This window comes from Chelativorans sp. ZYF759 (assembly GCF_012911015.1).
Taxonomy (GTDB): Bacteria; Pseudomonadota; Alphaproteobacteria; order Rhizobiales; family Rhizobiaceae; genus ZYF759.
In genome coordinates this window covers 156345-182734 of sequence record NZ_WVVV01000004.1, presented here as the reverse complement: position 1 = coordinate 182734, position 26390 = coordinate 156345, and the positions used below count along the sequence as shown (strand labels likewise).

The 26390-nt window shown below is 64.0% G+C and carries 22 protein-coding genes; 6 read left to right on the top strand and 16 right to left on the bottom strand.

The genetic code is table 11. The annotated features are described in order from the left end of the window. Window positions 1-127: 127 nt before the first annotated feature. From GRZ55_RS08730 to GRZ55_RS08710, 5 genes are all read right to left on the bottom strand, one after another. Window positions 128-2572, bottom strand: a complete 2445-nt coding sequence (locus GRZ55_RS08730; RefSeq protein ID WP_169286513.1) for an FAD-dependent oxidoreductase — start codon at window positions 2570-2572, stop codon at window positions 128-130. A gap of 22 nt (window positions 2573-2594) precedes the next feature. Next, on the bottom strand, window positions 2595-3479 hold the full coding sequence (locus GRZ55_RS08725) for a choline/ethanolamine kinase family protein (RefSeq protein ID WP_169286512.1): 885 nt from the start codon (window positions 3477-3479) through the stop codon (window positions 2595-2597). A gap of 10 nt (window positions 3480-3489) precedes the next feature. After that, a complete protein-coding gene (locus GRZ55_RS08720; RefSeq protein WP_169286511.1) occupies window positions 3490-5457 on the bottom strand; it encodes a proline/glycine betaine ABC transporter permease in 1968 nt (655 codons plus the stop codon). 43 nt (window positions 5458-5500) lie between these two features. Then, the gene (locus GRZ55_RS08715) at window positions 5501-6520 is read right to left on the bottom strand and encodes a glycine betaine/L-proline ABC transporter ATP-binding protein (protein ID WP_169286510.1); all 1020 of its coding nucleotides are present in this window, start codon (window positions 6518-6520) and stop codon (window positions 5501-5503) included. A 121-nt stretch (window positions 6521-6641) separates the two neighbouring features. Further along, complete coding sequence (locus tag GRZ55_RS08710) at window positions 6642-7619, bottom strand: ABC transporter substrate-binding protein (RefSeq protein ID WP_169286509.1); 978 nt, start codon at window positions 7617-7619, stop codon at window positions 6642-6644. Between the two features lie 306 nt (window positions 7620-7925). On the opposite strand from GRZ55_RS08710, the gene GRZ55_RS08705 reads away from it, so the two are divergent. Beyond that, window positions 7926-8732, top strand: a complete 807-nt coding sequence (locus tag GRZ55_RS08705) for a DeoR/GlpR family DNA-binding transcription regulator (RefSeq protein WP_169286508.1) — start codon at window positions 7926-7928, stop codon at window positions 8730-8732. Here the strand turns inward: GRZ55_RS08705 and GRZ55_RS08700 are convergent. Continuing rightward, window positions 8719-9639, bottom strand: coding sequence for a choline/ethanolamine kinase family protein (locus GRZ55_RS08700; RefSeq protein WP_169286507.1), 921 nt, complete (start codon window positions 9637-9639; stop codon window positions 8719-8721). The two genes, GRZ55_RS08705 and GRZ55_RS08700, sit on opposite strands and share 14 nt — an antisense overlap. A gap of 153 nt (window positions 9640-9792) precedes the next feature. Between GRZ55_RS08700 and GRZ55_RS08695 the strand changes: the two genes are divergently transcribed. From GRZ55_RS08695 to GRZ55_RS08685, 3 genes are all read left to right on the top strand, one after another. Next, entirely contained in the window at window positions 9793-10425 is a 633-nt protein-coding gene (locus GRZ55_RS08695) for a class I SAM-dependent methyltransferase (RefSeq protein WP_169286506.1), read from the top strand. A gap of 295 nt (window positions 10426-10720) precedes the next feature. After that, a complete protein-coding gene (locus GRZ55_RS08690; RefSeq protein WP_169286505.1) occupies window positions 10721-11368 on the top strand; it encodes a glutathione S-transferase family protein in 648 nt (215 codons plus the stop codon). After that, window positions 11349-11990 carry a hypothetical protein gene (locus GRZ55_RS08685; protein ID WP_169286504.1) on the top strand — a complete coding sequence of 214 codons (642 nt, stop codon included), beginning with the start codon at window positions 11349-11351 and terminating at the stop codon, window positions 11988-11990. Before GRZ55_RS08690 ends, GRZ55_RS08685 begins: the two co-directional genes overlap by 20 nt. A gap of 54 nt (window positions 11991-12044) precedes the next feature. Here the strand turns inward: GRZ55_RS08685 and GRZ55_RS08680 are convergent, their stop codons facing one another. Next, window positions 12045-12620, bottom strand: coding sequence for a TetR/AcrR family transcriptional regulator (locus GRZ55_RS08680; protein ID WP_169286503.1), 576 nt, complete (start codon window positions 12618-12620; stop codon window positions 12045-12047). Window positions 12621-12708: 88 nt separating this feature from the next. Here GRZ55_RS08680 and GRZ55_RS08675 point away from each other — a divergent pair, with 88 nt between their 5' ends. Next, the gene (locus tag GRZ55_RS08675) at window positions 12709-13788 is read left to right on the top strand and encodes a trans-acting enoyl reductase family protein (protein ID WP_368856601.1); all 1080 of its coding nucleotides are present in this window, start codon (window positions 12709-12711) and stop codon (window positions 13786-13788) included. Between the two features lie 44 nt (window positions 13789-13832). Here GRZ55_RS08675 and GRZ55_RS08670 read toward each other — a convergent pair whose 3' ends face one another. After that, window positions 13833-14489, bottom strand: coding sequence for a TetR/AcrR family transcriptional regulator (locus GRZ55_RS08670; protein WP_169286502.1), 657 nt, complete (start codon window positions 14487-14489; stop codon window positions 13833-13835). 94 nt (window positions 14490-14583) lie between these two features. On the opposite strand from GRZ55_RS08670, the gene GRZ55_RS08665 reads away from it, so the two are divergent. Continuing rightward, the gene (locus tag GRZ55_RS08665) at window positions 14584-15324 is read left to right on the top strand and encodes an SDR family NAD(P)-dependent oxidoreductase (RefSeq protein WP_169286501.1); all 741 of its coding nucleotides are present in this window, start codon (window positions 14584-14586) and stop codon (window positions 15322-15324) included. 598 nt (window positions 15325-15922) lie between these two features. On the opposite strand, the gene GRZ55_RS08660 is transcribed toward GRZ55_RS08665, so the two are convergent. The 8 genes from GRZ55_RS08660 to GRZ55_RS08625 all read right to left on the bottom strand — a co-directional run bounded on the left by GRZ55_RS08660 (window position 15923) and on the right by GRZ55_RS08625 (window position 26254). Beyond that, window positions 15923-16708: an SDR family NAD(P)-dependent oxidoreductase gene (locus GRZ55_RS08660; protein WP_169286500.1), complete on the bottom strand. Its 786-nt coding sequence runs from the start codon at window positions 16706-16708 to the stop codon at window positions 15923-15925. A gap of 31 nt (window positions 16709-16739) precedes the next feature. Continuing rightward, entirely contained in the window at window positions 16740-17618 is an 879-nt protein-coding gene (locus tag GRZ55_RS08655; RefSeq protein ID WP_169286499.1) for a sugar phosphate isomerase/epimerase, read from the bottom strand. A gap of 23 nt (window positions 17619-17641) precedes the next feature. Next, the gene (locus tag GRZ55_RS08650; protein ID WP_169286498.1) at window positions 17642-20002 is read right to left on the bottom strand and encodes an aldehyde dehydrogenase family protein; all 2361 of its coding nucleotides are present in this window, start codon (window positions 20000-20002) and stop codon (window positions 17642-17644) included. Between the two features lie 10 nt (window positions 20003-20012). Further along, window positions 20013-20942, bottom strand: coding sequence for a deoxyribose-phosphate aldolase (gene deoC / locus GRZ55_RS08645; protein ID WP_246734630.1), 930 nt, complete (start codon window positions 20940-20942; stop codon window positions 20013-20015). Window positions 20943-21044: 102 nt separating this feature from the next. Beyond that, on the bottom strand, window positions 21045-22064 hold the full coding sequence (locus GRZ55_RS08640) for a galactitol-1-phosphate 5-dehydrogenase (RefSeq protein ID WP_169286660.1): 1020 nt from the start codon (window positions 22062-22064) through the stop codon (window positions 21045-21047). A 26-nt stretch (window positions 22065-22090) separates the two neighbouring features. After that, on the bottom strand, window positions 22091-23662 hold the full coding sequence (locus tag GRZ55_RS08635) for an FGGY-family carbohydrate kinase (protein ID WP_169286496.1): 1572 nt from the start codon (window positions 23660-23662) through the stop codon (window positions 22091-22093). Window positions 23663-23673: 11 nt separating this feature from the next. Continuing rightward, window positions 23674-25284 carry an alcohol dehydrogenase catalytic domain-containing protein gene (locus GRZ55_RS08630; RefSeq protein WP_169286495.1) on the bottom strand — a complete coding sequence of 537 codons (1611 nt, stop codon included), beginning with the start codon at window positions 25282-25284 and terminating at the stop codon, window positions 23674-23676. Beyond that, window positions 25268-26254, bottom strand: coding sequence for a MurR/RpiR family transcriptional regulator (locus GRZ55_RS08625; RefSeq protein WP_169286494.1), 987 nt, complete (start codon window positions 26252-26254; stop codon window positions 25268-25270). The genes GRZ55_RS08630 and GRZ55_RS08625 overlap by 17 nt, the downstream gene beginning before the upstream one ends. Window positions 26255-26390 lie beyond the last annotated feature (136 nt).

Sequence of the window (26390 nt, the reverse complement as noted above, 5' to 3'; positions counted from 1 at the left end):
GCATCGATTGGGCTCATCCTCGAGAGGCGCGGCGGCTATCGCGGATATGGCGCACCCAACCCAGGCAAATGGCAAGTGCCAGGCCTGGGGATCAAGTTTGGGAGCCGACCGGCGAGGGGCATGGCGGCTACGCTCGAACCTTGCTCATCTCCGGGTCGTAGAGCGGACGCGGATGATACCGGCATGGAACGAGCCTGCCGGCAACCTCCAGTTCGTACTCGCCTGCAGCCAGATAGGCAGCATCGATACCATCGGGATTGCGGACATAGCCGTAACCGATATTGCAGTTGAGCGTGTAGCCCCAGCCGCCACTGGCCAGATAGCCTGCCTTCTCCCCGTTTCGGAAAATCGTCTCGCGCCCGAGCAGGACGGTTTCCTTGTCGTCGACCGTGAAGCAGGCAAGACGCTTGCGCACGCCATCGCGGCGTTGAGCTTCCAGCGCCGCGCGCCCCTGGAAAGGGATATCGGTCGCGAGCTTGACCGCGAAGCCGAGGCCGGCCTCGAGCGGCGTGTCGTCGCTGGTGATGTCGCTGCCCCATGCCCGGTAGCCTTTCTCCAGCCTGAGCGATTCAATGGCTCGATAGCCGGCATTGGCAAGGTCGAAGTCGGGGCCCGCCTCGGTCAGGCGGTCGAACACTGAAGCTGCCGTCTCCGTCGGCATGTGCAGTTCCCATCCCAATTCACCGACATAGGTGACCCTGAGTGCGCGCACCGGCGCGCCGGCAATGAAGATCTCGCGCCAGGTGGCGAAGGGATGGGCTTCGCTGGAAAGATCGGCGCCGGAGACCGATTGAAGGAGCGCGCGGGAATTGGGACCCATGACGGACAGCACCGCATTGGCCGAGGTCACATCAACCAGACGCGCATCGAGGGCCGGATCGATGTTGCGTGTGATCCAGTCCCTGTCACGCGTGGCGTGGCCGGTACCCGTGACGATGTAGAAACTGTCCTCGGCCAGCCTCGATACGGTCAGGTCGCATTCGATGCCGCCGCGCCGGTTGAGCATCTGGGTATAGGTGATTGTGCCGACCGGGCGGTCCACGTTGCCGGCGCAGATCCAAGAAAGGGCCCGCACCGCATCCCGCCCGATCACCAGGAATTTGGCGAAGGATGTCTGGTCGATCATGCCGACTGCCTCGCGAACGGCGCGGTGTTCCCGGCCGACGGCGTCGAACCAGTTCTGCCGGCCGAACGAGTAGACGTCACACGCCGTCTCACCCTTGCCGGCGAACCAGTTGGGGCGCTCCCAGCCCAGCTTTTCACCGAAACAGGCACCGGCGGCAGCGAGGCGACCATAGAGGGGAGAGGTGCGCGCCGGGCGTCCGGCTTCGGGTTCCTCGTGCGGCCATGCCATCGTGTAGTGTTTGGCGGTTGCTTCCACCGTGCGCTGGCGTACCCATTCCCGCGAGCGGTGCGGCTGGCCGAAACGGCGGATGTCCACGGCAGCCAGATCCATGGGCGGCTCGCCGTTCACGACCCATTCCGCTAGCGCCCATCCCGCTCCGCCAGCCGAGGCGATGCCGAAGGCGTTGAAGCCGCAGCCGACAAAGAAGCCGCCGATCTCGGGCGCATTCCCGAGGATGAAGTTACCGTCCGTCGTGAAGGATTCGGGTCCATTCAGCAATTGGCGGATACCCGCCGTCTGGAGGGCCGGAACGCAGCGCAAAGACGATTCCATCAGCGGCTCGAACTGTTCGAAATTCGAGCCGAGCAGCTGGAACTGAAACCCTTCGGGTATGCCATCGATCGCCCACGGCAGCGGCGAACGTTCGTACCCGCCCATGACGAGGCCGCCGACCTCTTCCTTGAAGTAGATCAACCCATCGGGATCGCGCAGGGTCGGAAGGTCAGGCGTTACGCCCTCGATCTTCTCGGTAATCATGTACTGGTGCTGCATGGATTGCAGCGGCACGTTCACTCCGGCCATGCGTCCGATCTCCGGCGCCCACTGCCCAGCGCAGTTGACGACGGTCTCGCAGGCAATCTCGCCCTGATCGGTGACCAGTCCAACCACACGCCCGCCCTGGGTGCGGACCGCGGTAACGGCGACGTCCTCGACGATACGCACGCCTTGCATGCGCGCGCCCTTGGCCAGGGCCTGGGTCAGATCGGAGGGGTTGGCCTGCCCGTCGGTCGGCAGGAAAGCGGCGCCGACCAGATCGGAGATGTCCATCAGCGGCCAGAGCTGGCCGGCTTCCTGCGGTGAAAGAAGGTGCATTTCCAGGCCGAAGGAATGGGCCATGGTGGCCTGGCGTCGGATCTCGATCATGCGCTCGGCATTGCGCGCCAGCCGCAAACCGCCATTCTGCTTGAAGCCGGTCGCCTGGCCGGTCTCGGCTTCCAGCTTCTGGTAGAGTTCGACGGAGTATTTGAGCAATTTCGTGATGTTGGCGCTGGAGCGCAACTGGCCGACCAGGCCTGCTGCGTGGAAGGTCGTGCCGCTGGTCAGCTTGTGCCGCTCGATCAGCAACACGTCCCGCGCGCCGGCCTTGGCCAGATGATAGGCGGTGGAGCAGCCAATGATGCCTCCTCCGATGACGATGTATTGGGCGCTCGAAGGAAGCTTGCTCATGTCGATTTCCTGTCGCGAACGGTCAGCGCTCGAACTCGGCCATGGCGGCCGCGAAGCGGTTCAGATTTTCTTGCGTGTAGTCGGCAAAGTTGAACTCGATGGACGAATGGATCTCGGAAACCATGCTCCACATGGCCTCTCGCAGCGCCGAGACCGCCTTCATCGCGCGATAGGCGCGCCACAGTGATGCATCGGGTCGGCTGCCAAAATACTGCTCGAGGAGGAAGGTTTCGTGCGCCAGCTCGAGCTGGCAGTTGGCTGCCAGCCCGCCCAGATCGAAGAGCGCCGAATTGAAGCCGGCATAATCCCAGTCGACCAGCCAAAGGCGGCTGCCATCGTCGATGAAATTGGCGGGGAGCAGATCGTTGTGCCCGAATACCGGCGTTATCGGCCCAACCGCGCGCTCCAGCTCATCGGCCTTCTCGAGCAGAAGGGGCAAGCGTTCGTGATAATTGCTGCCGCCGCCGCGCAGCACTTCCGCGTAGTGCCGAACGACATGAAATGGCCAGAACATCAGCACCGGGGCGGATACGCGACGCGCCACCTCCTCATGGCACTTGCGCACAAGTGGAACTACGCGGCTCAGCATGGCCTCGTCGCGAAGGTCCTCCTCGCCCAGGGTCCTGCCCTCGATGAACGCCGTCACCAGAACGCCCGGCTCGGCATGCAGGACGGCGGGCGTGATGCCGGCCGCGTGAGCGGCACGGGCGGCCGCCAATTCGTTGAAGCGCATGACCCCATGAACCGGAATGTCGCTGCCGATGCGCACGAAATAGCGCCGGCCAGCGTCCTCGACCATGAAGTTGGTGTTGGTGATCCCTCCGGTCATCGCGACGGGCGCGACCGCGCCCTTCCAGATTGGCAGACCAGCCACGCGCTCTTGGAGAGTGGGTGAGGGCAGGCTCATCTTTCCTCCATTACGTCAGTCCCAACAGTCGTTTCCGCCTGTCCGCCCAGGCGCCGATCAGCCGGTCCGCCACGATGGCGATGAAAGCCACGCAAACGCCCGCGACGATTCCGTGACCGATGTCGGCCCGGGTGAGCGCGATGTAGACTTCCTGGCCGAGATCGTTGGTGCCGACGAGGGCCGTGATGACGAGCATCGAGAGCGCCATCATGATCGTCTGGTTCACGCCGAGCATGATGGCCGGCATGGCCAGGGGCAGCCTGACCTTCGCCAGGGTCTGCCACGGCCGGCACCCCGACATTCTGGCCGCCTCGATGATCTCGGGCGAAACGCCCCGCAAGCCGTGGTCCGTATAGCGGATGGCCGGGGCAAGCGCATAAAGGACGATGGCGATGATGGCGGAGAACTCTCCGACCTGGAACAGCATCACGACGGGGATCAGATAGACGAAGCTCGGCAGGGTCTGAAGCGTGTCCACGATGGCCTGCACCAGCCGGTGCATCCGCTCGCTGCTGGCGCCCAGAATGCCGACAGGAATGCCGATCGCCGTGGCAATGATCACCGAGATGCCGCACAGATAGACGGAGATCATGGCGTTCCGCCAGTTGCCGGTGATGGCGATGAAGAGGACCAGCAGCGTGACGACGACCGCCAGGCGGGGGCCACCCAGGCGCCAACCGGCGAACCCGACAAGGAGGGCGACGCCCGGCCAGGGCGCTTCCATCAACGCACGCTTGATCGGGATCAGTACATAGATCAGCAGCGTCGACTTGAACGCATCCAGATAGTCGTAGAGGTGGATGTTCACGAGCCGCACCAGCTCGTCCCAGAATGGCCCGGTACTCACCGCGAACTGCTGCGGAAAGACGGCGAGAGACGGCATCGCCGTGCCGACGAGGTAGGATGCGGCGAGTATGGCGATCATGCCCACACCGATGCTGACGCTGGCGAGCGGACCACGTCTGCCCCGCAGCCGCGCAGGCTTCGCCTGATATTCGGCGGTCGCCTTGCTCAGCCTGTCCAGCGAGATCGCCAGCAGCGTGATGGCCAGCCCCGCCTCCAGGCCGCTGCCGATCGCCAGACGCCGTAGTGCCGTCAGGACATCGTGGCCGAGGCCGCCCGCCCCGATCATGGAGGCGATGATGACCATGTTGAGCGAGAGCATGATCACCTGGTTGACGCCGACCATCAGGCTGTGACGGCTGGCCGGCAGCAGGATCTTCCACATCAGCTGGCGTGACGTGCAGCCCGCCATGCGGCCGAACTCGGTGATCTCCACGGGTGCGGTCTTCAACGCGAGCAGGGTCACCCGCACCATTGGCGGCATGGCATAGATGATGGTGGCGATCATCGCCGACACAGGTCCGAAACCGAACAGGAACAGGACCGGGACCAGATAGGCGAAGACAGGGACGGTCTGCATCAGATCCAGAATTGGCGTGATGGCCTTTTCCACGCTGCGGTGGCGGTAGGCCAGGATGCCCAGCCCGGCACCGGCCACGACACCCAATGGCACCGCCACGAGAATGGAGGACAGTGTCACCATGGCGCTTTGCCATTGGCCGAAAAGCACCAGATAGCCGAAGCTGCAGCCGACAAGGATCACGAGGCCGCGATCACCCACCCGCCATGCGAGATAGACCATGGCACTCAGCACCCCGATCCAGGGCAGTGGCGGCAAACGAAGGCCGCCTTCGCCAAGCGGCAGGACGATGCCGTGAGCGAGCAGATGGAGGCAGGCCTGCAGCGGGATATCCAGCAGCCATGCAAATGCTCGGGTCAGCTCTCGGAACGTGAAAAGTCCGAAACTGGCTTCACGCACCAGCCAGCGCATGAAGTCGCTGATCCAGTATCGGAGCGGAATGATCCAGTCCTGGGGATACTGCGTCAGCCAGCGATACTCGCCGGCCAGATACCAAAGGATCGAAAGGATTCCGAGCACCGCGAGCCAGCCGGCCCAGGCGGGCGAGAGAGCCATGGCATTCCGGCGGGAGGTCGCTCGGGCTGCAACGCTCACGGGATCATCCCTCGTCTGCCAGGACATTGATGATGGCTTCGCGATCGAGTTGGCCGAGGAGGTGACCGTCGCTGTCGCGCACCGCATAGGGCTTGTCGTCGTGGATGATCCGGCCGGCAATCTCCGCGATCCGGGCTCCCGGCGCGACGTCGCCGCCAAACGACACATCGGATTGGGCGGGTGACATTACCGTGGCAGCCGTCATGACCTTTGCCCGCGTTACCCCACGGGTGAATTCCGCCACGTAATCGGTGGCCGGCTTGATCACCAGTTCCTCGGGTTTCCCGATCTGGACGATCTCTCCGTCCTTCATGATCGCGATACGATCGGCGAGCCGGATCGCCTCGTCGAAATCATGCGTAATGAAGACGATGGTCTTGTTGAGCAATTGCTGGAGGCGCAGGAACTCGTCCTGCATCTCGCGCCGGATAAGCGGGTCAAGTGCGGAAAACGGCTCGTCGAGGAACCAGATTTCGGGTTCCACGGCCAGGGACCGGGCGATACCCACCCTCTGCTGCTGGCCGCCCGAGAGTTCGCGCGGGAAGTAATCCTCGCGGCCTTTCAAACCGACCAGTTCGATGACTTCGCGTGCTCGGGTCTCGCGCCTCGCGCGGTCCATGCCCTGGATCTCGAGCGGAAAGGCGACGTTGCTCAATACGGTGAGATGCGGCAGCAGCGCAAAATGCTGGAACACCATGCCCATCTTGTGCCGGCGAAGCTCGATCAGTTCGTCCTCCGAACAGGCAAGCAGGTTCTGCCCGTCAAGCAGGATCTCGCCTGCCGTCGGCTCGATCAGGCGAGACATGCAGCGCACGATGGTGGACTTGCCCGACCCCGACAGCCCCATGATGACGAAGATTTCGCCGACATGAACGTCGAAACTCGCATCGCGTACCGCCGCGATATGGCCGGCTCGCGCGACGTCATCGGGGCTGGGCGCATGCCCGTGTTCAGTCAGAAAAGCCTGGCCACCGCTGCCGAACAGCTTCCAGACATTGCGGCAACTGAGTTTGGGTTCCTTCAAGAGGGCTATCCTGAGAGATCATTTGGGAAATTCGCGCCCGACTGGCCCTGTTCTTGGGTGCGTCGGATCGAAGAAGATGAGCTGCCCGGTGATCGAGTGATCACCGGGCAGGTTGGTTTCTTCAGTTTTGCGGGACCCAGGCGCGCCAGGCTTCCTCGTTGGACTGCATCCACTCCTGAACGGCGGCCTCGGTCGGCATGCCGTCGAGATCGATCTTTCCGATGAGATCGCCCATTTCCTCGTTGGTGATCTGGAAGTTGCGAATGGCCTCGTATGCGGCCGGCCATTTCTCCTCGCCGCCCGCCCAGCCTACGGCCTTGATCCAGCCGCGCGGCTTGCCGCAATCATAGGCCATGTCGGGATTGATGCCCCAGCTGGGATCTTCGTAGCAGGCGTCTTCGTAAGGCGGGAATTCAACCCATTCGCCTTCGAACTGGATCGGGGCCCAGTGGGGCGTGTAGATCCAGGCCAGGATTGGCTGCTGCCGCTGATAGGCCGACTGTACTTCGGCGAAGAGCGCGGCATCCGTGCCGGCATGGACGACCTCGAAATCCAGTCCCAGAGCTTCGACCCGTTCGTCGTCATATCCGCCCCAGGTCACCGGGCCGCCAAGGTAACGTCCCTTCGGGCTCGTCTGCGCCGTCGCGAAAAGTTCAGCGCAATCGTTGAGGGCCTCCCAGTTGGGAAGACCCGGGCAATCCTCCTTGACGTAGAGTGGGTACCACCACTCCTCGATGGCCTCCATGCCCGTCTCGCCCAGGTCCACCGTGTCGCCGGTCGCCAGGGAAGCGTCGAGCGCATCCTTGCCGGTCGTCTCCCAGATTTCCATGGCTACGTGCAGATCGCCGCTCTCGAGACCGGCGAACTGAGCCAGATAGTCGGCCTGGATGTATTCGACGTTGTAGCCCATCTCCTCGAGAACCGAGCCCATGATGCGCGAAGTGACGTGCTGGCCCGTCCAGTCGTGAAGCGTGATGCGGATGGGGTCGGACGATTCGGGATAATCCTGCGCGTGCGTCGCCAGGCTGCTTGCAGCAAGAAGGCCGGCCGATGCGAGTGCAAGGATGCCTGTCCTTATGGTGGCTGTAGGCTTGCTCATGTCGTTCTCTCCGTTTCTTGTTCCCTCTGGGCGACGCGATGTTGGCGCGCCGCGTCGCAGGCTTGGACGAGAACAGAACCGGCGGCTCATGAACTCCGAGCAGGCCCAGCACTCCCTGCGGGTCTGCACCCGTTCGCCGTTTTAGCGCTCCGGACCCTGCCCCTGACTGCGTCACAAATAAGACGACTGAACTCCACACTAGTCAATCCAGAACCCACAAATTGCCACAGAATGACTTGATGAGTGCATCGTGCAACGCCAAGATGGCGTCAGCAGCACCTTACTGAGCCGGAACCCGAGACGCCGATGATGCATTGGACCGCACGCCACAGGGCGATCATGACCCTCGTCCAACAAAACGGCTCATGCCGTGTTGCAGAGCTCATGCAGCACCTCGGCGTCTCCGACGAGACAGTCAGGCGGGACCTCAGAGTCCTGGCGGACAAGGGTCTCGTCGACAAGGTCCATGGCGGTGCGATGATGCCAGCCTCCCGCCTCCATGAAGATCCGTTTGCGGCACGGCTGCGGATGAATGCACAGGCGAAGCGGATGATCGCCGAACTGGTGGCCGCCGAGGTCCATGATGGCGACAGCCTGATGCTAGACACGGGCAGCACGACGGTCTTCGTGGCCCGCGCCCTGACGCGCCGCCGCAATCTTGTTGTCATCACCAATAATGGTGAGATCGGCCGCATCCTGGCGGGCGGGCAAGGCAACAAGGTCTATGTGGCCGGCGGTGAAATCCGAGGCGATGACGGCGCGGTGTTCGGCGAAGCGGCGATCGACTTCCTGACGCGCTTCCGCGTCGACCGCGCCATCCTGTCGGCGGGGGGGATCCATCCCGAAACCGGCTTGATGGACTACCATCTGCCGGAAGCTGAAACGGCGAGAGCCATGGCCGCGCGGGCGGAACGCACCATGGTGGTGGCCGACCACAGCAAGTTCCTGTTGCGCGCTCCGGTCGCCGCGCTCGCCCTGGAGCGGCTTGACATGATCGTCACGGACAGGGCGCCGCCGCCCGTCACGCAAGAGGCACTGGAGCGTGAAGGCGTCGTGATCAGAACGCCTGCCGGCGACAGCCGGCCGATCGATGCTGCCCTCACCCCCGCCTGACGGCTGCAAGGTGAGCGGCGAAAGCGGGCTCTGCCATCAGCTGCTTGCAGCGCTCGAAGCGGGTGATCGAATAGGCCCAGAAATCCTCGGCGGGGTTGTTGTTGGCGTGCTGGATGAGGCCCCACAGCGTCCATAGGAGATCGCACATCGCCTTGTAGATGACCATGCGCCCGAATGCGGCCTCCGAAACGGTGGTGCCCATATAGGCGGTCATCATCTCCTCGTCCTGTGCTGCGTCGAATCCCGCCTCGACTGACAGGTCTCCGAGATCCCAGAGCGGATCGTTCATGCCGGAATACTCCCAGTCCACGATCCACATCCGGCTGCCGGTATCGAGGAAGTTCTCGCAGAGCGGGTCGCAATGGCACGGCGCGAGCCTGGCCGGATGCGCCTCGATCGCTTCACGCACGGAAGCCGCCTCGCTGACGACGTCATGATAGCCTTCGGGCAGCTCGGCGCCGAGCCGGGCCAGCACCTTGAGATAGTCTTCGATCATCGCGAAGAGCTCGAAACGGAACTCGAATGTCTCGCCGCTCTGATGCAGCTGCTTGAAGGCGAGGGCCGCGCGGGTGGGACCACCTGGGGTCGATCGAAACAGGTCCGGCGTCATCGTCGTCCCGGCCACATGGCGCGTGAGCATGATGCCGGACGCGGGATTGCAGAAGAAGACCTCGGGCGAAACCCCGGCGCGATACGCCGCACGCGTGTTGTGGGCCTCGACGTCGCGATCGATGTATTCTTCGGTCCCTTCGCCGGGGATGCGCAGCACCATATCCCCGTCAGCGCCGTCGAGGACGATGCGATAGACCCGGTTGGTCATGCCGCCGAGCCGCTCGACGCCTTGGGGCGAAACGTGCTCGTAACCTGGAATTTTGCGCAGTGCCTCGACAGCCTCCGATCCACTCATCCTGTCCCATTCTCCTTGGTTGATTGCGGGACGGGGACCATAGCAGGCGAGGCGCCGATGGGAAGGTTGCGAGGCCCCTTCAGGGGGCGTCCGGTTCCAATGCGAGGCGAAGGAGGGTATCAACCGCACGGACAACATGAGAAGGAGCAGCGAATGTCTTCCCCCCGCAAGGCAGAAAATCTCGATAGCGTTTATGACGCGAGCAGCCCGGAAGACGTTGCGCGCCGATACGACGCATGGGCCGAAAACTACGATTCCGAAATGTCGTCGCTCGGCTATCGGCACCCGACGATCTGCCTCGCCCTGCTCTGCCGTCACCTGGGCCACGGCTCAGGCCCTATCCTCGATGCCGGCGCCGGCACCGGGCTGATTGGCGAATGGCTGAAGATCGTGGGCTATTCGGGCGCCGAGGCGCTCGACATCTCGGAAGGCATGCTTGAGGTCGCACGCCGCAAGGGCGTCTACGATGCGCTTCACAGCGCCGCGATGGGGCAGGAGCTGCCACTGCCGACCGACCATTTCGCGGGGGCGGTCTGCGCCGGCGTCTTCACGGTCGGACATGTGGGCCCGGAAGGGCTCGACGAACTCATTCGTGTGGTGCGCCCTGGCGGCGTCATCGTGATCACGGTCAAGGATCGCCTCTGGGAGGACGGTTTCAAGGCGCGCGTGGAGCAATTGCGGGCGTCCGGGACATGGGATGTTCTGGAGGAGACGCCGAGCTACGTCTCCATGCCGGGGCGAGCCGATACGGTGCCAAGCCGGGCACTCGCATTGCGGATACGTTAGGGGGCGGGACGAACATCCCAGGAGCTGTCATGCGGCTGCCGAGGCAGGATCGCTTTGCCTCGGCTGATGGCCAAGCAGCGTCCGCTTCCAATGGACGGCAAGATCGAGATCTATGACTGAGCTGGGCGCGCGCATCCATCGCGGCAGGTGAGGGGGGCTTTGCGGCCGCCGGGACGGGCGAGATCTCGGCCAGAGTGCGAGGCAGAATGTCAGTTGCCAACTGAGGGGGCACTCGACAGAAATCCGGCTTTGGATCAATACCGGAGGAGAGTTGTGCTCCTGGGGGAGTGGTTCAGTGAAGCTGCTGTTCAGCCGGAATCCCAATCCGCGTCTCGCTGTCGCCGTGGCAAAATATCTGAGCGCCGATATCGAGTTCGAATTTGCCGCTCCACTCGCTCCTGGAAACGCTGGCAGGTTCCGCCATCTCAATCCCAATCTCAGGCTGCCCATTCTGCTGGTGCCCGAAGGCAGTGTCTGGGAAGCCGATGCGATTGCCTGCCGGCTTGCCAGGGAGCAGGGACATGCGTTCTGGCGCTCGGGAAGCGGGGAGCCCGAAATGATTCAATGGCTCAGCTGGGGCAAGGAAAACTTTGTGAGGGCCTGCGACATGGTGCATTTCGAGCGCGGCACCAAGCAGCGTTATGGAATTGGCCCTGTCGACGATGCCGCGGTGTCGGCCGGGCTTTCCCTTTTTGAGGAAAGTGCTGCGCTTCTGGATGCCGCCTTGGAACATCGCGCATGGTTGCTGGGCGATGAAGTCTCCTACGCGGACTTCCGGATGGCGACCTTTCTTCCGTTCAACGACGCCGCCCATCTCCCCCTTCAGCGCCATGCCTCTATCGAACGCTGGTACCGGCAACTGGAGGCTATACGAGCCTGGAGCGACCCTTTCGAGGGCCTGACCGCGCCGGCATTGCCACCCCATGATCCGGGAGAAGGCTAGAACCGGCAGTGTCCCAATCCAATTTTCACCCGGCAAGACAACGTTGCGCATAGCGGCAGACCAACTGCCCCCAAAGATCGGAACGCTTATGGATCCACATGCCTTTCTGGACGCCTTGATCTCGCCCGCGGCCCACGCCGACGTCCCGGACGCCCAAAGGATATTCGAGCCGTTCCTCGGCAGTTGGGCGCTCGTCGTGCGGTGGTTCGGCCCGGACGGCGATCTTGTGAGGCAGGAGGACGGCGAGTGGCATTTCTCCCGGGTGCTGGAAGGCCGTGCCATCCAGGATGTCTGGATTGTCCCGCCGCGTGGCAAGCGCGACGTCGGCGCCTATGAGTATGGCACGAGCCTGCGCTTCTATGACGCTTCGCTCGGCGGATGGCGCTCGACCTGGATCGGCCCCATGCACGGAGCCGTCTTGACCTTCGTTGCACGGCAGAAGGGCGATATGGTCGTATTGGAGACCACAGAAGGGATCCAACCCGCGCGCCGGTGGACCTTCCGCGATATTTCTTCGTCCGGATTCAGCTGGATCCATGAGGAAGAGGCGGGCGAGAACTGGCGCATCGTCCAGACATTCGCGGCACGGAGGCCGGACGTCGCCAGTTCCTCGCCGCAATAGGCGAACACTCGGCCGGTGTCCGGCGGACAGGCAGCCGCCAGCGATGGGACACCGTCATGATGCGTGCCCGGCCAGAAGCAGACGGGCAGCATTCTGGAGCAAGGGAATGGCCTCTTCCGGTGCCAGCATTCCGGCGCTGACGAAAGCTCCGTTGATCAGAAGCGCAAGCTGCCCGGCCAGCTCATCGGGGCGGTCGGAGCCCAGCCGAACCGCAATCGTCTTCAACCGCCGCCGCATCTCTGCCTTGTGGTCCGCAGCAATTTTCCGCGCCGGGTGCTTCGGGTCCGAGAATTCCGCTACGGCGTTTATCTGCGGGCAGCCGCGGTAATTGGGGCGTGCGAGCCGCGCTCCGATCCATTCCAGATGCGCGTCGAGTTCCGCCCCGGCATTGTCCGCGTAGCGGTCGGCAACTTCCTGCCAGGTCTGCCAGAACTGCTGGTCCTCGCGGCCGAGAAACGCGGCGATGAGATCGTCCTTGGTGCGAAAGTGGCGGTAGAGACTGGTCTTTGCCACCCCGGCCTCCGCCACGATCAGGTCGACGCCGACCGCACGTATTCCGTGCGCGTAGAACAGCGACGACGCGATTTCGAGAAGGTGATCCTTGAGGGCGGTCTGTTCGCTGGGGGCCATAGGGCTTTCGATATCACATATCGATTGACGGCGTACAGACCGGTTTGTATCGTTCAGAACAGACAGGTCTGTATCGCGGAGTTGCGCAGTGACACATCACGCCAGCAGGAAAATTGCCGTCATTGGGGCTGCGGGCCATACCGGTCGTTTCGTGGTTGCCGAACTCCTGCGGCGCGGCGCGGCGCCGGTCGCGGTGGGCAGGGATCGAAACCGGCTGATTGCCGCCGGCTTCCCGCCCCAACAGGTCGAGCTGCGGGAAGCATCGGCCGACGTCCAGGCGTCGCTTGACCTCGCCTTCGACGGGGTCGACGCGGTGATCAACTGTGCCGGACCCTTCCTGGACACGGCAAGGCCGGTGGCGTCGGCGGCATTGCGAGCGGGCATTCACTATCTGGATGTGAGCGCCGAGCAGGCGAGTACGGCCGCCATCTATGAAGAGTTTGGCGTTGCCGCTCGGGAAGCCGAACTGGTGTTTCTGCCCGCCATGGCTTTCTTTGGCGGCTTCCCGGACCTGTTGCTGTCGGCACTTGTCGAGAATGAGCCGGACATCAGCGATGTGACGATTGCCATCGCCCTGGATCATTGGCACCCCACGGAAGGCACGCGGCGGACCGGCCGAAGGAACACCGCACCACGACTGCAAATATCTGGCGGAGAGCTCGTCCCTCTGGCTCAGCCTTTGGAGGAGGCGCAGTGGGATTTTCCGGCACCGTTTTCGAGGCAGCGTGTCGTGGATCTGCCCTTCTCGGAAGTGCCCGTCATCGCCCGGCATCTTCGCCTGTCCCGGCTGCGAACCTATCTGACCAGCAACGCTCTGGCCGACATTCGCGACCCCGAAACGCCGTCTCCTGTCCCCGTCGATCAGACCGGACGCTCCGCGCAGAAATTCCTCGTGGAAGTCGTAGGGCATAGCGCTTCAGCCACCAGGCGATTGTCGGCAGCCGGACAGGACATCTATGCCTTCACCGCCCCGCTCGTTGGCGAAGCGATCGAGCGCATCCTGGATGGCCGCATCCGCGCCTTTGGAGCTCAAGCCCCCGGTGGCGTCTTTGATGCGGCGTCATTCCTGAAATCCCTTGCCGCGCACGGCCTCGTCACCCGCGCCGAGATCGCCCCTGATGATGAGAGGGATCGTCCCCACTCGGCGATGGGCGACCGAGCGCGGTAGTGTTGGAGATGAGCCAACCCGCTCACGCCTTCACATCGCCTCCTTCACCAGGTGCGGCCCGTTCCAAAGGTCTCGTTTGCTTGTTCACCGACACTCTCGGGATCTAACTTTTCGGGCCAGGCGCTCATCGCCACGGTGACGATTTCGTCCAGTTCGGATTCGGTCGCTCCATCGCGCGCCTTGATCGACATGCCCTGCAGGATGGTGGTGTAGAAAGCTGCAAGCCCTTTTGAATCGGCATCGGCGGGCACATCGCCGTTGGTCTTTCCGCGCTCGATGCGATCACCCAGTTCGGCCTCTCCCGCCTCTCGCCGCGCGACCAGGAGCGGGCGGATTTCCGTGCTCTCCGGTGTCCCGACCAGGTGCGAAAGCACGATCATGCAGCCACGCGGTCGTCCTTCCTCGACATAGACACGCGCATTGTGGCGGAGCGTTGCCTCGATGCCGGCACGCGCGGTCTGCGCATCGTCGAGCAGGCGCGTGATGACGCCGCCTTCGATGTCCTCGTAGAGCGCCAAGGCCTCCGCAAAGAGCTTCTCCTTGCTGCCAAACGCCGCGTAGAGGCTCGGGCGGTTGATGTTCATGGCCTGCGTGAGATCGGTCAGCGACGTTCCCTCATATCCCAAGGCCCAGAACATGTTCATTGCCGCCAAGAGGGCGGCATCGCGATCGAAGGATCGTGGTCTTCCAACTGGCGGCATGAGCACCCCTTTCTGTACCGTTCAGTAAATAACACTTGACCGGCAACCACAAGGTGACTTTTATGTACCGATAGGTACAGAAAAGGGCTGATCCATGAAGGAACTGAGAGGCAAGGCCGCGCTCGTGACCGGCGGCAGTCGCGGAATGGGGGCGGCGATAGCACGCGTGCTGGCCGCGCGCGGCGCATCGGTGGCCATCACCTATCGTGCTTCCGCCGACGCGGCTGAACAGGTGATGGCCGATCTGCGCCTGAATGGTGCGGATCACGTGGCAATTCAGGCCGATCATCGCGACGATGAAAGTACGGTCCGGGCAGCCGAGGCAGCGATCGCCCGGTTCGGACGGGTCGATATTCTGGTCAACAGCGCGGGCGTCTTTCCTTACGGCCCGATCGAGGAAACCGCCTTGGACGAGATCGACGACGTTCTCGCCATCCATGTCAGGACACCCTATCGGCTGGTGCAGGCCGTACTCTCCTCAATGGGCGAGGGCGGCAGGATCATCTGCATCGGTTCTTCGCTGGGCGGTCATGTCCCGGGACCGGGCGTAAGCCTTTATTCCATGAGCAAGGCCGCGCTGGTCGGGCTGACCAAGGCTCTGGCGCGGGAACTCGGGGGACGCGGCATCACGGTCAATCTAGTGAACCCCGGCTCGATCGATACCGACATGAACCCGGCCGACGGGCCGCAGGCCGATGCCGAGCGAAGCCTCATTCCGCTGGGCCGCTACGGCAGCGCCGGCGAGATCGCCGAAGCGGTCGCTTTCCTCGCCAGTCCCGCGGGCGCCTTTGTCAATGGCGCCATCCTTGCCGTGGACGGGGGAGCGACCGCATGATGGCGTGGGTTTACCTCATCGTGGCCGCGGCGGTCTCGAGATCGTCTGGGCGGTGGCCCTCAAGGCATCCGACGGCTTCTCCCGCCCCCTTCCGGCTGCCCTCGGGATGGCAATGGCGACATTGAGCCTCATCCTTCCTTCCCTTGCCTTGCGGTCCATGCCCGCGTCATGCTGGACGGAGTTGCCGCACTTCCGCGAAAGCCCTTGAAACTCAAGGGCGACCCAATCGCGACGGTGTGCGACATCAAGAAGGCCCTTCAGGGTCCCGACTCATTGAATGCAATGGTAGCGGAGGACTGCCACCGCCAATCCCTGCACCTGCCGGAATCCGTTACAGGCTCCGATGGTTCTCTCGGTTCATAGCGGCGTAGGCATGCCTGTCCCCGCTAACTCCCGCATTGCAACAGGCGCGCAAGAACCGGAGGAACGCAAGATGGGCCAACAAACGCGCTAATCCGCCCCGCTGCTCCTCGCCGTCGCGCTTCCGCTCCTTTTTGTGCCGGAGCTAGTTCTGTTCCTGCCGAAGGCGATCTTCGGTGCAAGAACTGCGTTTGAGACACCGCCCTGTCTGAAGGCAGTGTTGCTCGACGGAAAAGCTCTATCCAAAAATGGACCTAATCGTGCCGCCGTCAGCGCGGTGGGTCACACCGTTCATCGCGGCATTGGTCATGAGTTGTATCACGCCGCGCCCATGGAGCGCCGGATCGATCAGCTTCTGGGTCAGGTTGGATGGCTGCACCTCGCGATAGAAATCGCGCAGCGTCTCCTCGACACTCTTGCCCTGTTGCTTCGCCAAATCCGCGAAATAGGTCTCGACCGATTCGGTTGCGGTCGTTCCCGGCATGTAACTGTTGACCCGCACCGAGGTGCCGCGCGTCAGCTCGGCCAGAGAACGCCCGAGCCCGAGCATCGCCGTTTTGGTCACCGAATAGGGCACCATGTTGCCGATGGACCGGATCGCGGCCTCCGAAGAGATGAAGCAGATCGAGCCCTCGTCGCGTGCCAGCATGTCCTTCATGACGATGCGGGTGATGCGGATCGCCGTCATCAGGTTGTGCTCGAAATACTCGTGCCAGCGCTGGTCGGAGACTTCGAAGAAATCGTTGACGTCGAAGACGCCGACATTGTTGACCAGGAAGGAGACCGGGCCGAGTCGGCCTGCCTGTTCGGCCAGGATCTCCGACCCTTCCGCCGTCATCAGGTCGGCCACCACGCCGTGCGCATTCGGACCGATCGCGGAAGCGGCCGCCTCAATGCGGGCCTTGTCGCGGCCGTTGATGACCACCGTCGCACCTTCCTCAGAAAAAGTGCGGGCGATCGCGTTCCCGATGCCGGTTCCGCCGCCCGTCACGATCGCGATCTTGCCGTTCAAGCCGAAATCCATTTCTGCCTCCCTTGCGATGGGTTGCGCCGGTTTACGCGGCGCGCGTTGCCGTCTGCGCCGCCGCCCAGCCGGCCTTCATCAGATCGAGCGCAGAGCGCGCCGCCGCGTCGGAATCCGTCCAGGCTTCACGCCACAGGCGCACCCCGCCGACGAGATCCGGCCCCAGCACCTTCGAGGAAAACCCCTCGAAGGTGAGGTCGCCTTCATAACCGGCGGCTGCGAGCGCGCGGAAATAGGCTGCGAGATCGAAATTGCCCGTGCCGAGCGCGCCGCGGTGGCTGTCGGCGACATGCGCGTAGCCGAGCAGGCCGCCATTGCGGCCGATCGCGGCGGCGATGTCTGGCTCCTCGATGTTCATGTGGAAGGTATCCATATGAACGAACATGTTCTTGCCGCCTGATCGTCCAATCAGCCTCGCCGCCTGGTCGAGCGTGTTGACCATGTAGCTCTCGTAACGGTTGACCGGCTCGACGCCCAGCCGCAGACCGAGCTCACCGGCACGTCCATCGAGGCGCAAAAGGGAGGCTGCGACTTGGTCGAGCTGCCTGTCCGTCTGCGGTGCCGAATAGGTATTGAATGCCGCATAGGTGATGCCGCTCACGGCCGGCGCGCCTAGTTCGGAGGCTATCTCCAGTGCCAGCGCGACCGTTTGCTCGCCTCGCCTGGCAGTCTCTGGATCGTCGGAGGAGATGTCGGCATCTGCGCCCAGCGCCATGCCGAGGCGCAGCCCGAGCCCGGTTTCGGCGATCGCGCGGCGCGTCGCCTCTCGGTCCAGCGTCGCTGGGTCGAACATCAGCACCTCGATCAGATCGTAGCCGATCTCGGCCGCCTTTCGGCAGATCGCCGGCGCCGTTTCTCCGTCCCACCGGTCGGAGAATACGAGGCTGTGGACACCGAACTTCATGTTCATCGCGCTTCTCCCCGAGTTCCTGCTCACTCGCCGTAGGGTATCCAGATGTTCTTGACCTGCGTGGCTCTGGCCAGGAATAGTCGGCCCTGGCCCTCCGATCCGCCCCAGTTCCGGGCCGCACCGTCTTCGACCCATGTCTGCTTGAGATTGCCTGCGGAGGCCTCTTCGACCGCGCGACCGCCATCTTTCGTGCCGAAATACCAGACGGCATCGACGTCGTCGTGCTCCGCCAGCGTCTTTGTCAGCACCTCGCGCTCGCCGGTGACGATATTGACCACGCCGCCCGGCAGGTCGGAAGTGTCCATAACCTGGTAGAGATCGGTCGCGGCCAGCGGATGGATCTGCGAGGGAACTGCGACCACCCGGTTGCCCATGGCAATCACCGGCAGGACGAGCGACACGAAGCCGAGCAGGGGATGTGCGGTGGGGCAGGCGATCCCCATCACGCCTACCGGCTCGTTCATGGCCAGCGTGACATGGGCCGACTTGGTCGCGTGCACAGCGCCATCGAACTTGTCGGCCTGGGCGGCGTACCAGAAGATGCGCCGCAGCGCGGTCTCGACCTCACTCCTGGCCGCGGCGGCGGACTGGCCGAAACTCTTCAGCCGTTCCTCGAATTCCTTGGCGCGCGCTGACAGGTTCTCTCCGAGGAAGTAAAGCACCTGCGCCCGGTTGTGACCTGTCTGCGCACCCCAGCTTGAGGCCTTGTGAGCGGCTTCAACCGCATTGCGGATGTCCTTGCGGTTGCCCAATCCAGCGAGGCCGACAGGTCCTTTCGGGCCATTGACGGGATAGCTGTAGCCGCTGTCCGGCCGCGCCTGCTTGCCGCCCACATAGAGTTTCGCCGTGCGGTCGATATCGCCGCCCGCGATCGTTGCGGCCGGGACCGGTTCGAGCTTCTCGGGCGCGGCCTCCGGCTTCCTGGCCTGGGGCGCCGGCCACGCCAGATAGGCGGTCATGCCCTCGCGCCCGCCTTCGCGTCCAAAGCCGCTTTCGCGATAGCCGCCGAAGCCCGCGCCCGCGTCGAAGAGATTGGCGCAGTTCACCCACACCACGCCGGCCCTTATTTTCGCGGCAATGTCGGTCGCGAGATTGATGTTTTCCGACCAGACGGAAGCCGCCAGCCCGTAGCGGGTATTGTTGGCCAGCGTCACCGCGTCCTCGGGCGTGCGGAACGGCGTCAGCGTCACGACCGGGCCGAAGATCTCTTCCGTCGACAGCACCGAGGCGGGGTGCACGTTGGTGACCAGCGTCGGCGGGAAAAAGCAGCCGCCCGGCGCATCGGCCTGATGCAGCACCGCGCCTTCGGCGACGCCCTGTTCGACCAGCCCCCGGATGCGCTCGAGTTGCACTGGGTGAACGATGGCGCCGACATCGGTCGATTTCTGCAGGGGATCGCCCGTGCGCAGCTTTGCCAGGCGTCGGCGCAGCAATACCTCAAAACGCCTGGCCACGGCCTCGGCGACGAGGATGCGCGTGCCGGCGCAGCAGACCTGTCCCTGGTTGAACCAGACGGAATCGACGACACCCTCGACGGCCGCATCGAGATCGGCATCGGCAAAGACGACGAAGGGCGACTTGCCGCCCAGTTCGAGCGTTAGCGCCTTGCCCGAGCCGGCGATCTGCCGGCGGATGATTCGGCCGACCTCGGTCGATCCGGTGAAGGCGACCTTGTCCACGCCTTCATGCCCGACGACGGCTGCCCCCGTCTGCCCGTCGCCGGTGACGATGTTGAGCACGCCGGCCGGCAGGCCGCACTCACGCGCGATCTCGGCGAAGGCGAGGGCGGTCAGCGGCGTGTACTCGGCCGGCTTCAAGACCACCGTGTTTCCGGCCGCCAGCGCCGGCGCCACCTTCCAGGCCAGCATCAGGAGTGGGAAATTCCATGGAATCACCTGACCGCACACGCCATGGGGCCGGGCGCCCGGAAACTCGTCCTCCAGGATCTCCGCCCAGCCGGCATGATGATAGAAATGGCGGGCGACGAGCGGGATGTCGATGTCGCGGCTCTCGCGGATCGGCTTGCCGTTGTCGATCGTCTCCAGGACCGCCAGGAAACGGCTGTGCTGCTGCACGTGGCGGGCAAGGGCATAGAGATGCCTGGCACGATCGTGGCCCGATAGCGCCGCCCATTTCGGCTGGGCGGCGCGCGCCGCCTTCACCGCGGCGTCGACATCGGCCTTGGTGCCTTGGCTAACGCTGGCGATCTTTTTGCCGGTCGCCGGATTGGTGACGTCGAAGGTCTTGCCGGACGGCGTGAACTCCCCGCCGATGAAATGCCCGAAGCCGGATTTGTGCTGATCGAGCCACTTGCCGACAAAGCCGCAATCCTCTGGCGCGAGCCCGTAATCCATCGTTTCCAGTATCTTCGTTATCGCGTTCATCCTTGCCCCCTCAGCCGACCGCGTGGCGTGACGACGACGCGTAGCGTCCGGTGACGAAATGCTCGAGCTGGCGTTCGATGTCGGCCAGCATGGAAGAGGCGCCCAGGCGGAACAGGTCGGGCTCCAGCCATTCGCGGCCCATTTCCTCCATCATCAGGAACTGCCAGTTCAGCGCGTCCTTGGCACTCTTCATGCCGCCGGCCGGCTTGAAGCCGATTCTGTGGCCCGTCTCGTCGAAATAGTCGCGCAGCGCGCGCACCATGATCAGGCTCACGGGCAGCGTCGCATTGACACCTTCCTTGCCGGTCGACGTCTTGATGAAATCCGCGCCTGCCTGCATGGCGACCATGGAGGCGGCATAGACATTGCGCAGCGTCTGGAGGTCGCCGGTCGCGAGAATGGCCTTGAGATGCGCATGACCGCAGGCCTCGCGCATGGCCCGCACCTCGTCGTGCAGCGCCGACCAGTCAGCGTTGAGCACATGCTCGCGGGTGATGACGATGTCGATCTCGTCGGCGCCTTCCTCAACTGCGTAGCGGATCTCCGCAAGGCGCAGTTTCAGCGGCATCAGGCCGGCAGGAAAGCCCGTGGCGACCGAGGCGACCGGGATGCCGGAGCCCGACAGGGCCTTCACCGCGTGGGAAACCATGGTGGGATAGACGCAGACAGCTCCCGTGGTCAGCTCCAGTTCCTCGATACCCAGCCCCTTGACGATGTGCGGTGCGAGCGGCCGTCGTGCCTTGGCGCAGAGCCTGCGCACGCGATCGGCCGTGTCGTCGCCCGAAAGCGTCGTCAGGTCGATGCATCGGATGGCGTTCACCAGCCAGGCCGCCTGCCATTCCTTCTTCACCGAGCGTCGGGCGATGAGGCTGGCGGTGCGCCGCTCGGCGGCGCTGCGGTTGGCCGGATGGCCTTCGAACAGTACGGGCCGCAGCGCCATGCCGGGATTGCGGCGGTTGCTGGCGACGGAAAGCTGCGGGGCGGGTTGTGTGCCGGGTTCCATGTTCATCGTCGTTCTCCCGTCCTGGGATCGTCGTTCCGCTTAGGGCCTGAACAGCACCTTGGAGAAATGAATGTCTCTGGCGGCAAAGCGCCGGAAAATCTCGGGCAGTTCGGCGAGGTCGAGATCGTGAGAGATCATGAACTCCCATCGCAATTCGCCGGTGCCGAACTTTTCCAATGTCGTCGTCCATTGCGGGCCAGGGAAAGGGGGCCCGAAGCTGTTCCAGGACCCGTGCAGCGAGATCTCCTGGCGCAGGAAATGCTGGAAGGTCTTGTTGTCGAGCTTCACCTCGGGCACCGGAATACCGATGAAGGCGACATGCCCCCCAGGGCCGGCCAGCATGACTGCCGCGTTGATGGTGGCATCCAGCCCGACCGCCTCGATGACCATGTCGGCCCGGCGCGTGTTGGAAGCGAGATCGCCCGACAGGATGCAGACCGAGGCGCCGGCCTCGCGCGCAAGGGCGAGTTTCTCCTCCGAGACATCGACCGCGATCACCTCGCTCGCACCCATGAGCTTCAGCCATTGGATGGCGAAGAGGCCGATCGGCCCGCAGCCCACCACCGCGCCGGTCTTCCCCACAGTAATGCCGCCCGCTTTCCAGATGGCGTGGAGGGCAATCGAGGCCGGGTCCGTCATGGCGATGGCGCGCGGATCGAGATGCTGCGGCGCTTTGATAAGGTTTTCGACTGGCACGGCCACATATTCGGCATAGGCGCCGTCACGGCGGCTGCCGAAATAGTCGTAGTCGACGCAGCGCGAAAAATTGCCGGTCCGGCACTGGCTGCATTGACCGCAGGGCAGGAGCGGGGCGATGGCGACCAGTTCGCCCATATCCCAGCCTTCTACCCCTTCGCCGATTTCGCTGATGTGGCCGGCGAATTCATGGCCGGTAATTAGCGGCATCTTCCACGCACCCTTGACCAGCATCCGCGGCAGGTCCGAGCCGCACACGCCGACCGAGGCGACGCGGACCAAAACCTGTCCCGGACCGGCTTCGGGCCGCGGTCGCTCTTCGAGGCGGATGTCGCCGGGCGAATGCAGGACGATGGCGCGCATGGCGTCGTTGCTGGCAGCCGGTATTGTCATTGTCCTCCTCCCATCACGTTGTTTTCGGCAGAAAGCATCCGGTTCATCCGCGCGAAGAACGGTGAAAGTGTCGCTAGCGCGTCGATATAGGCGTCCACATAGGGGGCGTAGGCGGCCGTGACCTCGGGTCTCGACTTCGTCTCCGCCACGACCTTGCCGGCAAATTTCCTCGCCGTTTCTGCAATATCCGGGAACAGCCCTACGGCATGGCCTGCGATGATGGCGGAGCCCAGCGTTCCGAACTCCTCGCGCTCCAGTGAGTGGTAATCGATGCCCAGCGCATCGGCCTTGATCTGGCGGAGCAGCGGGCTGCGGGCCCCGCCGGCGATGTTGATGGCATGGCGGGCATCGTAATCCGGCGCGATCTCGCGCACGGCGCGCAGGTAGAAGGCATATTCGTAGGCGATACTCTCCATGATGGCGCGCACCATGTGCGGCTTGCCGTGCCGCCATGTCAGTCCCAGGAACGCGCCGCGCATGTCGGGATCGATCGGTGTGTTGCGGCCGGACAGATGCGGCAGGAAAAGAAGCTTCTCGGCGCCGGGCGGAATGGCAGCGGCCTCCTCCGCCAGCGCATCGTAGGGATTGATCCCCTGGCTCTCGCTCTGCGCCTTCTCAAGCGGAGAGACGCTGTCGCGGAACCAGCGGAGATTGAGTCCTCCGCCAGCCACATAGGCCATCGGGAAATAGAGGCCCTTGATGACATGCGGGCAGGTCATCAAGCATTTGTATTTCGTGTCGGTGCCGAAATGGTCGATTATGGTCGCGAAGACGGAAGCCGTGCCCGATGTGTCGAACACGACGCCCGGGTCGACGAGCCCCCCGCCCAGTACGTTGGCGCTCTGATCGCCGCAGCCGGCTGCGATCGGCAGGCCGGCCGGCAGGCCCGTCTCGCCTGCCCAGCGCGCAGTCAGGTGGCCGATGATCTCCCAGGGCTCTACGATGCGCGGGAATTTCGCGCGGTCGAGGCGGAAACGGTCGAGCAGGGCTTCGTTCCATTCGGCCTTTTCACCGGAGCCGAAGCCGGAAAAGACGAGATAGGTCCGGTCTGTGAAGGCATCGGCTCCGCTCAAGCCCGCCAGCCGTCCCGCGACATAGGCTGCAGGCTGGATGAAGCTGTGGATGCGCGCCCAGATATCGGGCCTGTCGCGCCAGTAGAGGAAGCGGGGGGCGTGGTTGAAGGCGAGAGCCATCCCGCAGGTGCGGATGATCTCGTCTTCATGCGGACGCAGCTCCTCCAGCCAGGGCGCACAACGCGTGTCCAGCCAGCTGTCGTAATGGGTCACCGGCTGCCATTCCGCGTCGATGGCCATGATCCCGGCCATCTGGCCGTCGAGCGCCATCGCCGCGATCCGCGAGGCATCAAGACCGGATGAAGCCAGCGCCGAGCGAATGGTGCGCACCGCCGAACCGAAGATCTCGTCGGGATCCTGCTCCACCTGGCCCGGCCCCGGATAACGCAGGATGGATTCCTCGAACGCGTCGCCGACCAGGCGTCCTTCTCGATCATAAATGCCGGTCTTTGTGCCGGTCGTACCGATATCGATGCCGATCACATGATCTCGCATGGCGGTCCTCCCTATTCTTCCCGCTCTGCCTGACTGGAACGGTTCCCCAGCATGCTCGTCTCTTGGCGGTCGTCCCAATTGGCGGCCAGCCGGCGGAACGGCGCCTCGGGCGCTTGCGGATAGATCACGATCTTGCCCGACACCTCGCCGCGATCGACGGCCTCCAGCGCCCGCGGCAGTTGCCTGAGCCCGCCTATGGCCTTCAGATTGGCGAGAAGATCCAGTTCACCCCGCTCGACCCGGGCGAGCACGTCTTTCATGTCGTCCACGGAACAGCCGGTCGAGCCGGTGAAACGTTTGTCCGAAACTGCCACGCCCGCCAGATCCAGCAGAACCGGGTTGCCGTAGGCGAAGCCGGCGAAGATGGCGAGCAGGCCGCCCGGTGCCAGCCACCGCGCGGCTTCCGCTACGGCTGAGGGGTCCGGCACCACGACCACCGCATCGTCCAGGCCCGCCGGCGCCTCGCGGGAGAGGGCAGCCGCAATGTCCGTGTCCTGAACCACAACGAGTCGCTTGGCCTGTGCCTGTGCCAACGCGGCGAAATCCTCTTCCAGGTCGCTTTGCCGACGCCGGCTGCGCGAGGTTGCGATAACGGTGGATGGACCGTTTTCCAGCTGCAGCAGGCGATGGACATGGATGCGGCCCATCGCCCCGCCGGCGCCATGGACCAGGACCGTTCCACCCGGCCTGACGTCGAAGCGCTGCCGTTGTGGGGCGAGGGCCTCCAGAATGTCGGGGGATGTCGTTCCTACGAAGGAGAGCGCGTCGTAGTGGATGCGCGCGGCATCGACCGGCACCGGATCGGCGGCACTGAGACGCGCCTGAAGCAGCATGCCGCCTTCGTTGAGGAGGGCGGGCAGTCGGGCGAGTTCGCCGGCATCCAGTTCTCCGAGCCCGACGATGTCGTCGAAGGTCTCGTTTCCGAGTTCGGCAAGTGACGAGACATGGAGGTCCGCGCTGCCGAGATTGGCCGGCAAGCATTTTTCGCTCGTTCCCACGACCACCGTTCGTCGCCAGCGCAGCGGCCGCGAGGCGTCGAAGGACTCCGAATTAGGACCCAGCACGATCAGGGCGGAACCCTCCGGCAGCAGCTCCTGGCGCGCATTCGGCCGATAGGCGCGCTCCACGCAACCATAGGGTTCCAGCAGCGCGATCTCTGCCGCCGTCAGCTTTTCGGGAACGTCGAAGACGTAGGCGTTCAGCGCTTCGGCGTCGAGGCGGAGATACTGGGCGAAGCCGCCCGGCACGTCGAAGCCGATCGTCTTGCGTTTGCCGTCCACCCGCATCGCCGGTTGCAGACCCAGCCGCTGGCCTGGTCGAAAGCGGTCGCGTTGCAGAGCGCCCACTTCCTCCACTCGCAGGCTGACCTCGTGGCCGAGTACCGTATCTCCTCCGTTCTCGGCTTGAGCGAGCAGCGGATGATCTACACCCATGCGAACGGCCTTGATGTCCGACGAACAGATCGAGACAGCCTCCACCCGCGCGATCACTTCGCCGGGTGCTGGCGGCGCGAGCGGCAGCGTTTCGGGCCGCGAGCGGAGCAGCGCATCGAGAGGCTCGCCGCGATAAGTCCAGCGAAGGTACTGCTTGCCTGCTGCGCCGGCGTCACTCGCTTCCATCATACTGCCTCACGCGACGGCTCTGCTGGATAAAGGCATCACCCCGCTGCAGCGAAGCCAGTGAAGTGTCGTAGTCCTGTACGGCGACGAGCGAGTAGAGGACGTCGATGGTCAGGAGCTGGCCGAACTTGCTGACCATGCTTTCGTACAGCGGCTCGTCGCCGGCCGCTGCGTAGCCCGTCGGGGTCACGAGGACGGCGTCAGCGGCTCGTGCAATCGTCGATTCCGTGAAGGATGTGATGGCGATCGTCTTGGCGCCCGATTCCTTGGCAGCTGTCAGGGCCAGGACCGTCTGGTGCGTGCGGCCTGAATCGCTGATCGCGATCGCCACTGCTCCGGGACGGATGGCTGCCGCGGCCAACAACTGGCTGTTGCGATCGCGATGGAAGATGGCGGGTTTGCCGATCCGAGAAAAACGCAGGAGCGCGTTTTCCGCCGCCAGCGCCGATAGGCCGGCTGCAAAGAAATAGATGGCTGGTGCTTGCTGTATCAGCTTGGCGGCCGTCTCGAGAGCAGCAGCATCCAGGGTCAACAAGCACGCCCTGGCGACATCGGCGTTGCGATGAGCCACTTTGGTGAGGATCGTCGAGGCGGTGTCGCCGCGCCCGATGGTCTCGTAGATCGAGCTTTGAGCACGCGGCAAATCTTCCTCGGCTGCCCCGCGCTCCTCTGCCATGCGGATCTGGAACGCCCTGAAGCTCGGCAGGCCGACCTCGCGTACAAATCGGCTGATCGAGGCCTCGGAGACGTCGCAGGCGGCGGCAAGATCCTTGATGTTCATGCCGCTGACCTGAGACGGACGCGACAGCACCGTATCGGCAACTGCCTGCAAAGTAGGCTTCAGCCGTCCACGGATCATCTGGATGTGCTCGAGGAGCCCGATCTCTCCACTCATTCTGTCGCTGGCCTCTCCCTTCAGCGCTCCGGCAACGCTGATGGACACACCATAGCCCGGTGTGAAATTTTCTTTCAAGGATTTTTCTTGCCTCGACAGAGAATTTCATGATTGCTATCGTTCGGTAAGGTTGCCGGATCGAGGACCGGCATCGTCACGTCACGGCGTCACGTTCTGGGAGGAGAACCGACGATGTTTTGCAGGGCTTCGTTCG

Coding starts and splice junctions, on each gene's coding strand:
- GRZ55_RS08730 (WP_169286513.1), bottom strand. CDS start 2,572: ATGAGCAAGCTTCCTTCGAGCGCCCAATACATCGTCATCGGAGGAGGC.
- GRZ55_RS08725 (WP_169286512.1), bottom strand. CDS start 3,479: ATGAGCCTGCCCTCACCCACTCTCCAAGAGCGCGTGGCTGGTCTGCCA.
- GRZ55_RS08720 (WP_169286511.1), bottom strand. CDS start 5,457: ATGGCTCTCTCGCCCGCCTGGGCCGGCTGGCTCGCGGTGCTCGGAATC.
- GRZ55_RS08710 (WP_169286509.1), bottom strand. CDS start 7,619: ATGAGCAAGCCTACAGCCACCATAAGGACAGGCATCCTTGCACTCGCA.
- GRZ55_RS08705 (WP_169286508.1), top strand. CDS start 7,926: ATGATGCATTGGACCGCACGCCACAGGGCGATCATGACCCTCGTCCAA.
- GRZ55_RS08700 (WP_169286507.1), bottom strand. CDS start 9,639: ATGAGTGGATCGGAGGCTGTCGAGGCACTGCGCAAAATTCCAGGTTAC.
- GRZ55_RS08695 (WP_169286506.1), top strand. CDS start 9,793: ATGTCTTCCCCCCGCAAGGCAGAAAATCTCGATAGCGTTTATGACGCG.
- GRZ55_RS08685 (WP_169286504.1), top strand. CDS start 11,349: ATGATCCGGGAGAAGGCTAGAACCGGCAGTGTCCCAATCCAATTTTCA.
- GRZ55_RS08680 (WP_169286503.1), bottom strand. CDS start 12,620: ATGGCCCCCAGCGAACAGACCGCCCTCAAGGATCACCTTCTCGAAATC.
- GRZ55_RS08670 (WP_169286502.1), bottom strand. CDS start 14,489: ATGCCGCCAGTTGGAAGACCACGATCCTTCGATCGCGATGCCGCCCTC.
- GRZ55_RS08665 (WP_169286501.1), top strand. CDS start 14,584: ATGAAGGAACTGAGAGGCAAGGCCGCGCTCGTGACCGGCGGCAGTCGC.
- GRZ55_RS08660 (WP_169286500.1), bottom strand. CDS start 16,708: ATGGATTTCGGCTTGAACGGCAAGATCGCGATCGTGACGGGCGGCGGA.
- GRZ55_RS08655 (WP_169286499.1), bottom strand. CDS start 17,618: ATGAACATGAAGTTCGGTGTCCACAGCCTCGTATTCTCCGACCGGTGG.
- GRZ55_RS08650 (WP_169286498.1), bottom strand. CDS start 20,002: ATGAACGCGATAACGAAGATACTGGAAACGATGGATTACGGGCTCGCG.
- deoC (WP_246734630.1), bottom strand. CDS start 20,942: ATGGCGCTGCGGCCCGTACTGTTCGAAGGCCATCCGGCCAACCGCAGC.
- GRZ55_RS08640 (WP_169286660.1), bottom strand. CDS start 22,064: ATGCGCGCCATCGTCCTGCATTCGCCCGGCGACATCCGCCTCGAAGAG.
- GRZ55_RS08635 (WP_169286496.1), bottom strand. CDS start 23,662: ATGCGAGATCATGTGATCGGCATCGATATCGGTACGACCGGCACAAAG.
- GRZ55_RS08630 (WP_169286495.1), bottom strand. CDS start 25,284: ATGATGGAAGCGAGTGACGCCGGCGCAGCAGGCAAGCAGTACCTTCGC.